1 pseudogene is annotated in these 232 nt (G+C 36.6%); it reads right to left on the bottom strand.

Annotation, left to right across the window (positions count from 1 at the left end):
• Positions 1 to 2 precede the first annotated feature (2 nt).
• Positions 3 to 232 (bottom strand): annotated as a pseudogene (locus I5349_RS14160) (hypothetical protein); the annotation flags it as partial.

Below are 232 nucleotides of genomic sequence, written 5' to 3'. Positions count from 1 at the left end.
AATTAAACTTTGTAGAAATCATACATTTCCTCTAAGACAAATACGGCAAATGAATTCAAAGGAAATAAATAGGTCTCCCCAAAAAGTGACGCTACATATTGACTATTAGGCTTGTGATAAATCTCTTGTCTACTTGCTCTTTGCATGATTTTACCTTCTTTGATCACCACGATCTCATCGGCCCGCTGCAAAGAATCCTCATAATCATGCGTTACCATGATGTCTGTAATCT

The sequence above is a fragment of the Penaeicola halotolerans genome (assembly GCF_016464625.1).
Lineage (GTDB): Bacteria > Bacteroidota > Bacteroidia > Cytophagales > Cyclobacteriaceae > Penaeicola > Penaeicola halotolerans.
This window is presented reverse-complemented; position numbering and strand designations above follow the sequence as displayed.